Genomic DNA, 11,358 nt, shown 5'->3' on the forward strand with positions numbered 1-11,358 from the left:
GCGCCTCTTCGTGGGAGCGGAGAAACAGAAGTACCGATGCCGCCAGGAATTCGAGATTCTTTTCGGCGGCGAGACGGCCCACATGGCCGACGACAAAGGCATAAGTTGGAATGCCTGCGGCCGCGCGAGCCTTCGCGCCATTCCCACCGGCGAAGAAGGCAAGATCCACTCCGGTCGGTATCAGCGATAGCCGTGTCTTGACACCATGATCGGTGAGGTGGCGGGCGATGCTCGCGCTCGGAGCGATAACGGCGTCGCAGAGGTCGCAATAGCCGAAGGAGAGGCTAAGAACGAGCCGCTGTATGGCCTGTGCATCTGGGGCGACGTGGTGGCAATAGCACTCATATCGGGTGTGATAGGTGTAGACGACGGGTCGGTCGAACTTGGCCGCCACGCGCAACGCCAGCGTGCCGAGCAGGAAGGGGTGGTGCGAATGTACGATATCCGGCTGGAAGGCGTCGAGCGTGTCATCAAAGAGCCGCGCCAGGGGGAGGGGGAGGGGAAAATCGCTGCCGGCGAAATGTTGGACGGCCGGCACGCGCAGGACGTCCGGCTCGTCATCCCGCGTGATTCCGTATTCCGGCGCGACCACGAGCACGCGATGTCCGAGGCGCCGCAGGTCTTCGGTCAGCCATGCCACGCTGTGGGCTACCCCGCCGACATGCGGGGTGAAGGTGTTGGTGAACATGACAATGTTCATCAGCCGGCGGATCCGCCGGAACGGTGACTGCTTTTCTTCGTCAAGACCCTGCCTTCCGATAGGTGCCGATGATTTCCGTGCCGGCGAGGACATGGCCGCGCATCGCCCGCTCGATCTGATCCTTGGATCCCGGCGTCAAATGGTCAAGCAGGCGATCGAGAGCATAGAGCTTGAAAAAGTAGCGATGCCTGCCGATCGGCGGGCACGGGCCGCCGTAGTCGTTGCGCTTCCAGTCGTTGACGCCGGTCATGGTCGTTCCGGGCAGGACCGATACACCGGCCGGGAGACCGCTAAGGTCCGGAGGCAGGTTGTAAAGTATCCAATGGACCCAGGTCATTTTCGGGTGGGCGGGATCCGGCGCGTCCGGGTCATCGACGATGAGCACCAGGCTTTTCGTTGCCATCGGCACGCCCGTCCATTCGAGCGGCGGCGAAATGTCATGCCCCTCGCAGGTATAAAGGCTCGGGATTTTTCCGTTAGGGGCGAATGCGGGTGAGGTTATCGTGAAGGCCATCCTTGTGCTCCCTTGGTTTGAAACCGCCGTCCGGTCATGGCGATTGCAGATCTTTCGGCTGGCGACCGGTCTCGCCGGCCTCTTCATCATCTGCACCTTCCCGGACCCCTGCGTCGCTCCTGTGACGCCGGTGCGTCTCCTGGATCGAGTGGACCGTGCGAACAACCTCGTCGTCGGAAAGGGGAGGATGGCAACGCAAGCGGTTCCAGCCAAGCATCAGTTCCATGACCACCTCAGGATCGACGCCATGCCACAGCAGATGTCCGGTGAAAGAGGCGATGGTCGTGTTCCTGCGCCCTGCCTCCACGCCCTTCCGCGCCAATGCACGCCAATAGGACAGCGGGTGTCCGAGCCCGTGTGCCTCCGCCTCCTCTTGATCGCGAAGCCAGACGGGAAGACGGGCAAGGGCGATCTCCTCAGGCGAGTGGCCTTGGCGCCAGCGATAGGGTTTTCCGCTCGGGTGAATGGACGGGGGCGCGACAATAATCCCGCCATCCGCGCGCAGGTCGAGACCGGGCGCAAAACCCGCCCGGTTGCGGATATCGCCGCCAGGATGGGCGAAATAGAGGTGGCGCCCGCCGCCGCCCGTCATGGCTTCGACCGTCTCGGCCAGCTTGCCATGGACATCTTCTAGAGCCGCGAGTGCCGCGTTGCCGCCATGCGCCGGGTCGACGTCGAGCACCACAAGCCCCGAGCGCATGCCGGTCACGACCGCGACGCCGGCTTGCGGCCACATGGCGTACCAGCCGCGCACTTCGTTCGTCTCCGGCATGCGCTCCTGCAGTTCGGTCCAGGCGATGAGCGGTCGTTTGCTGTGGGGCGCGACCGGCAGGGGAATCCAGCCAAGCGCCCGGTATCGCAGCGCCGCCATCTGCGCCGGAGGTTGATTGCGTCTAGCCATCGCCGGCCTCTCTTGCGGAGATTCTGTCTGCTTCCTTCAAAGTGTCCAGCACGTCCTCGTCCGAGAGTTGCGGAAAATGCCGATAATGAAGACCCACGGCCTGGAAGTCGACAGGCGTTTCCAGGCAGATCACGTCATCCGCCTCGCGGCGGAGGACGGGAAGTATATCGACAGAGGACACGGGAACGGCGACCACGATCTTGTCCGGATGCCGCAAGCGCAGGCCCTTGATGGCCGCGCGCATGGTCGCGCCGGTCGCGAGGCCGTCATCGATGATGATGGCGATCTTGCCCTTGATATCCCGATCCGGTCGACCCCCGAGATAGAGGCGCCGCCGCCGCTGGATTTCCTGCAGTTCGCGCTGGCAGCATGTCTGGAAGTCCTGTTCCGAAATCCCGTGACCGGCGATCACCTCTTCGTTTCGGACGATCGCCGGGTGCTTTCCGTCGATGACTGCGCCCATCGCCAACTCCGGAAAGAAGGGAAGGCCGATCTTGCGCACGAGAGCGAGTTCAAGGGGAGCGCCAAGGGCTTTTGCGACCTCCAGTGCCACCGGCAGCCCGCCGCGCGGCAAGGCGAAGACGGCAAGGGGCCGGCCGACATAGGCCTGCAACGCCTCGGCGAGTCTTCGTCCGGCGTCGCTGCGATCTAGGAATGACATGGGCGCCTCCCGGGTTCTCAATTCGATAGCGAACAACAAGACGCGGTATTGCTGATCATTGCATTGACGTTGCTCAATGCGGCTACGGGCTTGCTCTTGCATTGTAAAATGAAAATTACTGCCCAAGAGGGGGCGCAGATGCGGCTTTTTCTTTGTGGTGACGTCATGACAGGACGCGGCATCGACCAGATCCTGCCGCATCCCGGGGATCCGATTCTGTTCGAGAGCTATGTCTCTTCGGCCCTCGGCTATGTCGAACTTGCGGAACGGGCGTCGGGCGCGATCCCTCGCTCGGTGCCGCTCGGCTATATCTGGGGCGATACACTGGAGGCGCTGGACAGTCGCTCGCCCGATCTGAGGATCATCAATCTTGAGACCAGCATAACGGCTGATGGCGTCCCGGAAGCCAAGGGTATCAACTATCGCATGCACCCCGAGAACATCGGCTGCCTCACGTCCGCGAAGATCGATTGCTGCGTGCTGGCCAACAATCATGTCGCCGATTGGGGGCTGTCTGCTATGTCGCAGACGGTGCGGCATATCGCGCGAGCCGGAATGGCAAGTGCCGGTGCCGGCGACGATGGCGAAGCCGCGGCGCGGCCGGCCATTCTTCACGGTCCCTTTGGGCGGCGCGTACTTGTGTTCGCGCTCGGCTGCGCGTCCGCCGGCATCCCGCAGCACTGGGCGGCCGCAGGCCGGAGGCCGGGTGTCAATTTCCTCCCCGACCTCGGACATCTTTCCCTGGAGCGGCTTGCCCGGGAAATCGCAACATGGCGCGAGCCAGGCGACGTCGTCATCCTCTCCATCCATTGGGGGCCGAACTGGGGATACGACATCCCCGAGGCGCATCGCCGTTTTGCCCGCGCATTGATAGACGAGGCCGGCGTCGATCTCGTTCACGGCCATTCCGCGCATCATCCGCTTGGGCTGGAGGTCTACCGCAAGAAGCTGATCCTCTATGGTTGCGGCGACTTCATCAACGACTACGAGGGCATGCGAGGCCATGAGGCATTGAAGCCGGAACTGGCACTCGGCTACTTCGTCGACTTCGACGAATGCGGCGATCTCCGCGAGCGTTTCGAGATGGTGCCATTTCGCAGGCGGATGTTCCGCCTCAAGCGCGCTTCAAGCCAGGACGCCGCCTGGCTTGCCGAGGTCCTAGACCGCGAAAGCCTAAGCTGTCGCATCGCGCTTTCGCAGGGTGATGTCTTGACGGGCATCAATGCCGGCGAATGAGGTTGCGCTATTGAATGCCCATCTGGTCTTCGGCGTGGCTGCGGACAAGGAAGGTGCGGACCGCCGCATTCCGGAGCGATCGTAGCGAGACCGGACAACCCTTGAAGAAAAGAACGAGGTACAGCCATGGAGACACCTGTCGAGATCGATAGCCACGGTGTGGAGATTTCCCCCGCGCTTCGCGAGATGCTGAACGAACATTTGGGTGAACTGGAGACACGCTGTGGCCGGATCACGAGTTGCCGCGTGGTGGTGACGGGGCCGGGCCAGCGGCATCGCACGGGCGGGCTTTACGACGTGCGCATACACCTGGCGCTTCCCAATGGTCGTGAAGTGGCGGTCGACCATCTCGATCATGGCGACGAGCGCTATTCCGATCTCCATTTCGCCATCAATGACGCGTTCAAGCGGGCGCGGCGGCAGTTGCAGGACGAGGCGCACAAGCTTCAGGGCGAAACCAAGTACCATGAACCTCAGCCGATCGGCACGGTCGCGCGGATTGATCACGCGGGCGACTTCGGCTTCATCGCCGCATCCTACGGCCGCGAAATCTATTTCCATCGCAACAGCGTCGTCGCAGGCAGTTTCGACGACCTGGAGCCGGGCACGCGCGTCAGCTTCGTTGAAGAACGGGGTATCAAGGGCGATCAGGCGAGTACCGTGAAACCGCTGGGCAAGCACGCTCTGCGATAGAGGGATGTGGTGTCCTGCGGGAGGACGCCGGATAGCGGATGACCATTGTCAGCGCTCCGCCCAGGTGTCGCCGACCTTGACATAGGAGCGCTTGACGGCGGCCCAGGCAATCCGGTGCGCGGCTTCCTCCCGACGCGGGTCAGTGGCATGGGCAGCGAAAGCGTGATTGAACGCTTCGCGATAGATATAGATGTCTTGGGCATGATGGGGTAGGACATGGCGCACCGGCGGCGGCAGATCTGAATTCGTTGCATAAGGCACAAGCACCTCCGACAATACGGTTCAGGCGGGAGGTCTGGGTGGGCTGGCTTGCGGCTAGCCGCGTCGTGCCAGCGCTGGCCACAGACTGCGCAGCGGCAGGGGCAGTTGATCGATGACTTTTTCCGTTTCCCCCGGATCAAGCTCCCTGAAGACGACCTCGAAGACGCCGCGTGCGGCTGTTGCCGGGTCCATCGGGAAAGTCGCCGGCAATTCCCCTGCGATACGGCCGCAGAAAGCTTCGACCGTGTGCGCCTCTATTGGCTTTCCGCTAATTTTCCAGCCCTCGAAGAATAATCCGCGGATAACCATGGGCAGTTGTGCGCTGAAATGAACCGCGGCCTCCGGCGGCAGCCTGTCCCGCAGCGCATGCAGAGTTGCCCTCAGCGCGCTATAGGCATGACGGCGATCCTCGAAGTGAAGTTCTTCCGCCGTCGCCTTGAGCCAGCGATTGGCTTCCTGCACGGTATGATCGAAAGTGGGATGTCCAGTCGTCATAACGAACTCCATGGCGTTACAGTGGATAAGACGGGCGGCGATTGTCTCGTGACCGGCTGCCCGCCGAGGACCCTTTCAAGCCTGCAGGTGGAGGGCAGATCTCAGCCAAGATAAACGAGACTGCCGTGCCGACATTGACAGGCATCAATGGAAGGAAAGAAACATCATCCGCTGAGGCAGCGCGCAGCATCGGCCTCCCCAAATCTGCCTTAAAGGTATTTGCGTTCTACGTCCTCGCAGGAGTAGCCAAGTGCGGCCAGCCCCTCGGCCAGATGGTCTCCCAGTAGCGGATCGCCCAGCAGATAATCGGCGGTGCGCCTGTTGTGAGCCTCGGTCGCCTGGATTCGGAGGTCGGTCCAGTCATTTGCGTCATAGTCGTCGCGGCCAAGCCAGGCGAGGGCCACAAGGTCGATCTGCTCATCGATGGACAGATCGTCGATCAGCGAGCGGATCTCTTCCTCCACCGGATCATCCGGAGTATCTTCCAGAACGGAAATCTCCGCGTCATCGGAGGGATTGGAACCGGAGTCCGGATCGGTACCCTCCTCTTTCACATCAAATTCTCTGGCCTTCAGAATGAGGAAGCAGACCTTGTCGACCGGGATCTCGATCGTTGTCTGTTGCGGATCGTCGCCATGATGTTTCATCGCTCTTTGCCTTCCGCCATTGTGAAGCAACCTTGTGGGAGAAGATGGCCTCCCACGAAGACTAGACCTAATGCGCGTCCCGCGTCTGTCATTGACCGCCGTCAACCGCGCCGGTCCTTTTCGCGTTTATGATTGCCCCTTGGCGAGATCGATCGCTCCACGTTCGATCGGAATTGATTGGCGGTCGGATCGTGGATGGAAACGAAGTGTCTGGGCCCTGAATTCGTTGGTCCTTGATAAGGCAAACCTCTCCAAGGTCTTTGGTTCGATTCCTTCCTTTTCGATCAATATTCTCTTGGACTATCCCCAGATGCCGCGAAGTGGCTTATGATGGCCTAATTGTCAAACGGAGAGTGCGACTAGTAAGAGTGCTTCAGGTAGACGCTGCTCAGCGTAGTCAAAAGGTATCCGGAATTTGCGGCAGAAGGAGATCATCGTGCCTGTAGAATTTGACAAGACAATCCAGGGCCCTGCTTCGGTCTTCACCCAGCCGGAAGATGTCCTTCGGGATGAGTCACTCTCGCGAGAGCAAAAGGTCGAGATCTTGCGTCGCTGGGAGTACAACGTTTCGGAAGAGGCGGTGGCCCTCGAAGAGGGCATGCCCGGGGATGAAACGGACCTCTTGAGGCGCATCCTGATAGCGCTCGGAGCGGTCGCCGGTTCTATCGATATGGACTTGACGGCGCCAATCAAACAGCATGGTCTGTCCAGAAGGTCAGTTGGGTTGCAAAACGAGAAGTAGATTGGCTCAAGTAAGTCAAGAATGAGTACCGGAGGGGCATGATGGGCAAGAACGCCTTGTGGTTTCGAACACTCAGCTTCGTCGGACTGGCGTTTTTCGCAGTAACCTCGCTCGCTTGCGCCCAAGATGGCAAATCCGCTGCCGTGACGTCCGGCAGCACTGCAGATCACTCCACATTCGAAGCGTTAAAGAGAGCATTCGGTTCTGGTCCCGAAGTCACACAGGCCTGCCTCGCCTGCCATACCGAAGCCGGCAAACAGGTCATGAGCTCAATCCATTGGACCTGGCACTATCCCCATCCGACCACGGGCCAGGAACTCGGCAAGAGCCGCGTCATCAATGCATTCTGTGGAAATGTCGCCACCAATGAAACTCGCTGCACCAGCTGTCACGCAGGTTACGGCTGGGAGAAGGTGCAGGACGGACCGCCGAAGGACCAGACAAGCGTCGACTGTCTGATCTGCCACGATCGAACAGGGACTTACACCAAGCTGGACAACAAGGCTGGGCAGCCCCCGCTTTCGCCGGTACCGCCCAATGCCATGACCATAACCGGGGCTCCGGCGGTGCCCGTCGACCTGGCGGCCGCGGCCCGCAGCGTCGGTTTGCCAGCTCGCGAGAACTGCGGTCAATGTCACTTCTACGGCGGGGGCGGGGATAATGTGAAGCATGGCGACCTGTCTTCGGCTCTGCTCGCTGCCGACAAGTCGATCGATGTCCACATGGCAAAGGATGGGCCGAATTTCACCTGCAGCACCTGCCATGTCTCCAATCAGCATGTGTTGGCGGGCAGCCGTTATTTCGTGAATGCCCACGACACAAAAGGAACGGCCGGCAAGCCGGGTGCGCGGCGCGACGTGGCGACCTGCGAATCCTGTCACGGCACCACGCCGCATCGGGCGACCTCCCTGATCGGGATGAAGCTGAACGATCACGTCGACAAGGTGGCCTGCCAAACGTGTCACATTCCGGAATTCGCCAAGGGTGGCGTTGCCACGAAGACCAAATGGGACTGGTCGACGGCCGGCAAGCTCAAGGACGGCAAGCCTTATCACGAGGACGCCTTCGTCCAGAGCGACGGCAAACGGCTGCACACCTATCTTTCGACCAAGGGTGATTTCGAATGGGCGGAAAATGTCGTTCCGCATTACGCATGGTTCGACGGGCAAGTCCGGTACACGACAACCGAGGACAAGATCGATCCCTCCGGTGTCGTTGAGGTCAACAGGATTTCAGGTTCGCCAGACGATCCCGCATCCCGCATCTGGCCATTCAAGCGGATGGAGGGACGTCAGGCCTACGACGTCAAGCTGCGCAACTTTGTCTATAACCATGTCTATGGCCCCGAGACAGATACCGCGTTCTGGACCAATTTCGATTGGGCGAAGTCAATCAAGGCCGCCATGGATCAAACCGGGCAACCCTATTCCGGCGAGTTCGATTTCGTCGATACATATATGTATTGGCCTATCACCCACATGGTCGCACCGAAGGAGAGCGCTCTGGAGTGTCAGTCCTGCCATAGCAAGGACGGGAGACTGGCCACCTTGGCCGGTTTCTATATGCCGGGCCGCGATCCCTTCGGGATCGTCGACAAACTGGGCCTTGGAATTCTGGGCCTGGTTCTCTTGGGTGTATTTGGCCATGGGGCGCTGCGCCTCATGACGAGCCGGGGAAGGGCCCATCATGGTTGAGCGCTTTGTCAAAATCTATCCGCGATTTGAACGGTTCTGGCACTGGACACAAGTTTTCCTCATTCTGGTTCTGATGTTCACCGGCGCCGGCCTCCACGGATTGCATGGGTTGATGCCATTCGGAGGGGCCGTGATGCTGCACACGCTTGCTGCGCTCGCCCTTGTGATCCTGTGGATCTTCGCCATCTTCTGGCATCTGACGACCGGCACCTGGCGGCACTACATGCCCACCACGCAGGGACTGTTGCAGGTCGCGCGTTTCTATGCCTACGGCATATTCAAGGGCGAGCATCATCCATACAGGAAGGCCTATTGGCGCAAGCACAATCCGATGCAAGCGCTGACCTATCTCGCGCTCAAGCTAATGCTTTTTCCCGCCATCTGGCTGACAGGCATTGCCTACCTCACGTATAATTTATGGGAGCTCCGGCCGAATGCGCCATTCATCTTGGAAGCAGTCGCGAACCTGCATCTGCTCGTCGCCTATCTGATCGCCGCCTTCGTCATCGTCCACGTATACCTGCTCACGGTGGGCGGATCCTTTGTCAAGCATGTGAAACCGATGGTCACCGGCTTCGATACCGTCGATCTGACAGCGGAAGAGGAAGCCTATCTCAAGGCGGATGAACCAGGCAGGATCCATTGACGCCTGTTGGACCGAGTAGATCTTCAGACGGCAGATCATGTCTTGGTCGACTCTGCCGCACTGAACTGCTCCATCAATGAACCCCAATCTCTATGGCCTGTCCCCCCAGATCCGATGTCCGTCTTTCGTCAGGTTTGTGATGCCGGCGAGTTTGTTGGTGGAGCGGCGAACTCCAGGGCTGCCCATTCCCTTACAAAAGCCCCCAGTTTGCGGAACTCGTCAGCTCTGGAGGACTGCTTGCGCCACACGAAGCTGACGATGCGGGCGCCAGCCTCGCCCTCGACTGGGATCGCCGTTACCGAACTCGATTGCAGGATGCCCGCTCTCACTGCAAGCTGTGGCAGCAAGGTTGTGCCCATGCCTTCGGCAACCATGGCCACCAGCGTATGCAGGCTGGTCGCGGAGAAGCTGTTCTGCGCCTTGCCGGCCATGCTCTCGAGAAGCGGCAAGGCATGGCTGTGCAGGCAATGGTCGCGTTCGAGCAGGAGCAACGGCGCTCGTTCGATCTCGTCCACCCCGATGCTATCGGACGTGGAGTGACCATTGGCCGTGGTACAGGCAAAAACATAGGGGTCGGCGAACAGGGGAAAGACCTCGCAGCCCTCCGTTGCATAAGGAAGGGCCATCAGCAGGAGATCGAGCCTCCCGTCGGCCAGGCGCTCGAGCAGGGCCTCGGTTCTGTCCTCGCGCAGGGCGAGCTTCAGTTCAGGAAACCGGGCGTTGATCTGCGGCAAGAGCCGCGGCAGGAGGAAAGGGCCGATCGTCGGGATGACGCCGAGCTCGATCAACCTCGACATGGGTCTGGCGGCATCGTTTCCGAGTTCGACGATCGCTTCTGCATCCTGCAGCAGGCGCCGTGCCCGATCCACCACCTGCTTGCCGAGCGGGGTAATCAGCACCGAACGTTTGGTTCGCTCGGCGACCGGCACGCCGAGCAGCGTCTCAAGTTCGCGGATTCCCGAACTCAGAGTGGATTGGGTGACGGCGCAGGCATCGGCTGCCTTGCCGAAATGCAGCGTGTCGGCAAGCGCCACCAGATAGCGCAACTGTCTCAAGCTCGGTAGCGGCACCATACAAATCGGTTCCTTCGATCACTGTAGCCCATATAATTCATTTCTTCATTTCTTCGCAATAGCGTATATATCAGTCGCGGGGATCGGATATCCCTTGAATTGGTCCCGAGAGGTACCGCCGAGCGACTTCGGCACCCTGTCGGGTCACCACCGCCAAGGCCAAAAGGGCCTGAAACAATCACCACGGCTCGAGGCTAATCCCAGCCCAGCGCGCCGATCAAGAAGGAACAAAAACATGAGCTGCTCCGATTCCACTCCCATCATCCCGGCACAGCAGGCCCCGGCCGCAGTTGCACCGGCCTTTGCTCCCGCGATCACGCCCGCGGCACCAGTCGCTGCCATGCCACGCATCAATGAGCCGGCACCAGCCTTCTCCGCCAAGACGACCCATGGCGACCGCAGCCTGGAAGACTACAAGGGCAAATGGCTGGTGCTGTTCTCCCATCCGGCAGATTTCACGCCGGTCTGCACCACGGAATTCATCGGCTTCGCCAACGCCTCGGAAGAATTCAAGGCAATGAATTGCGAGCTTCTCGGTCTGTCGATCGACAGCATCTACTCGCACCTCGCCTGGGTTCAGAACATCAAGGAGAAATTCGGCACCGAGATAACCTTCCCGATCATCGAGGATCTCTCGATGCGCGTGGCAACGGCCTACGGCATGATCCATCCCGGTGCCTCTGATACCTCGGCCGTGCGCGCCACCTTCATCATCGACGACAAGGGCATCCTGCGCGCGATGATCTACTACCCGATGACCAACGGCCGTAGCGTTCCCGAGGTGCTTCGCCTGGTCAAGGCCTTGCAGACCAGCCTCACGCATGGCGTCGCCACGCCGGAAAACTGGCAACCGGGCGACAAGGTTCTGGTCGGTTCGCCTAAAACCGTGGCGGAAGTCGAAAAGCGCCTGTCCGAAGGCCTCGAGACCACCGACTGGTACTTCACCGTCAAGAACCTCGCCTAATCCAAGCTGCCCCGGCGTCCGACCGGCGCTGGGGCACCGGCCTCTCCCCGCCCGGCGTAAGGGAACTCGCTTCCCTTGAGTGGGGTTGAGCATCGCGGAAACATCATTCTTTCAACAGGGAAGGAACCAAA

General features: G+C 60.5%; 14 protein-coding genes. 6 read left to right on the plus strand and 8 right to left on the minus strand.

What is annotated here, in order from left to right; genetic code table 11:
- The 4 genes from RNA01_RS22125 to RNA01_RS22140 all read right to left on the minus strand — a co-directional run.
- On the minus strand, nt 1-700 hold a 700-nt coding region (locus RNA01_RS22125), incomplete at its 3' end, for a glycosyltransferase (RefSeq protein ID WP_170253609.1).
- A gap of 40 nt (nt 701-740) precedes the next feature.
- On the minus strand, nt 741-1,214 hold the full coding sequence (locus RNA01_RS22130; RefSeq protein WP_147182292.1) for a YbhB/YbcL family Raf kinase inhibitor-like protein: 474 nt from the start codon (nt 1,212-1,214) through the stop codon (nt 741-743).
- A gap of 34 nt (nt 1,215-1,248) precedes the next feature.
- On the minus strand, nt 1,249-2,115 hold the full coding sequence (locus tag RNA01_RS22135; RefSeq protein ID WP_147182293.1) for a bifunctional DNA primase/polymerase: 867 nt from the start codon (nt 2,113-2,115) through the stop codon (nt 1,249-1,251).
- A complete protein-coding gene (locus tag RNA01_RS22140; protein ID WP_147182294.1) occupies nt 2,108-2,776 on the minus strand; it encodes a phosphoribosyltransferase in 669 nt (222 codons plus the stop codon). The genes RNA01_RS22135 and RNA01_RS22140 overlap by 8 nt, the downstream gene beginning before the upstream one ends.
- 138 nt (nt 2,777-2,914) lie before the next feature.
- Here RNA01_RS22140 and RNA01_RS22145 point away from each other — a divergent pair, with 138 nt between their 5' ends.
- Both RNA01_RS22145 and RNA01_RS22150 read left to right on the plus strand, forming a co-directional pair.
- Complete coding sequence (locus RNA01_RS22145) at nt 2,915-4,012, plus strand: CapA family protein (RefSeq protein ID WP_170253611.1); 1,098 nt, start codon at nt 2,915-2,917, stop codon at nt 4,010-4,012.
- Between the two features lie 126 nt (nt 4,013-4,138).
- Nucleotides 4,139-4,705 (plus strand): HPF/RaiA family ribosome-associated protein, encoded by a 567-nt coding sequence (locus RNA01_RS22150; RefSeq protein WP_147182296.1) that lies wholly within the window; start codon nt 4,139-4,141, stop codon nt 4,703-4,705.
- Between the two features lie 48 nt (nt 4,706-4,753).
- Here the strand turns inward: RNA01_RS22150 and RNA01_RS22155 are convergent, their stop codons facing one another.
- From RNA01_RS22155 to RNA01_RS22165, 3 genes are all read right to left on the minus strand, one after another.
- Nucleotides 4,754-4,966 carry a ChaB family protein gene (locus RNA01_RS22155; RefSeq protein WP_147182297.1) on the minus strand — a complete coding sequence of 71 codons (213 nt, stop codon included), beginning with the start codon at nt 4,964-4,966 and terminating at the stop codon, nt 4,754-4,756.
- A 54-nt stretch (nt 4,967-5,020) separates the two neighbouring features.
- A complete protein-coding gene (locus tag RNA01_RS22160) occupies nt 5,021-5,461 on the minus strand; it encodes a DUF2267 domain-containing protein (RefSeq protein WP_147182298.1) in 441 nt (146 codons plus the stop codon).
- A 209-nt stretch (nt 5,462-5,670) separates the two neighbouring features.
- Nucleotides 5,671-6,108: a DUF3775 domain-containing protein gene (locus RNA01_RS22165; RefSeq protein ID WP_147182299.1), complete on the minus strand. Its 438-nt coding sequence runs from the start codon at nt 6,106-6,108 to the stop codon at nt 5,671-5,673.
- Nucleotides 6,109-6,523: 415 nt separating this feature from the next.
- Here RNA01_RS22165 and RNA01_RS22170 point away from each other — a divergent pair, with 415 nt between their 5' ends.
- The 3 genes from RNA01_RS22170 to RNA01_RS22180 are packed head-to-tail and all read left to right on the plus strand — an operon-like array spanning nt 6,524 to nt 9,190.
- Nucleotides 6,524-6,850: a hypothetical protein gene (locus RNA01_RS22170; RefSeq protein ID WP_147182300.1), complete on the plus strand. Its 327-nt coding sequence runs from the start codon at nt 6,524-6,526 to the stop codon at nt 6,848-6,850.
- Between the two features lie 38 nt (nt 6,851-6,888).
- Nucleotides 6,889-8,544, plus strand: coding sequence for a tetrathionate reductase family octaheme c-type cytochrome (locus RNA01_RS22175; protein WP_147182301.1), 1,656 nt, complete (start codon nt 6,889-6,891; stop codon nt 8,542-8,544).
- On the plus strand, nt 8,537-9,190 hold the full coding sequence (locus tag RNA01_RS22180) for a cytochrome b/b6 domain-containing protein (RefSeq protein ID WP_147182302.1): 654 nt from the start codon (nt 8,537-8,539) through the stop codon (nt 9,188-9,190). The genes RNA01_RS22175 and RNA01_RS22180 overlap by 8 nt, the downstream gene beginning before the upstream one ends.
- A 128-nt stretch (nt 9,191-9,318) precedes the next feature.
- Here RNA01_RS22180 and RNA01_RS22185 read toward each other — a convergent pair whose 3' ends face one another.
- Nucleotides 9,319-10,263, minus strand: coding sequence for a hydrogen peroxide-inducible genes activator (locus tag RNA01_RS22185; RefSeq protein ID WP_147182303.1), 945 nt, complete (start codon nt 10,261-10,263; stop codon nt 9,319-9,321).
- Between the two features lie 340 nt (nt 10,264-10,603).
- Between RNA01_RS22185 and RNA01_RS22190 the strand changes: the two genes are divergently transcribed.
- Nucleotides 10,604-11,227, plus strand: coding sequence for a peroxiredoxin (locus RNA01_RS22190; protein WP_348521909.1), 624 nt, complete (start codon nt 10,604-10,606; stop codon nt 11,225-11,227).
- Nucleotides 11,228-11,358 lie beyond the last annotated feature (131 nt).

It is taken from the genome of Paenirhizobium naphthalenivorans, assembly GCF_007992095.1.
GTDB classification, from domain to species: Bacteria; Pseudomonadota; Alphaproteobacteria; order Rhizobiales; family Rhizobiaceae; genus Allorhizobium; species Allorhizobium naphthalenivorans.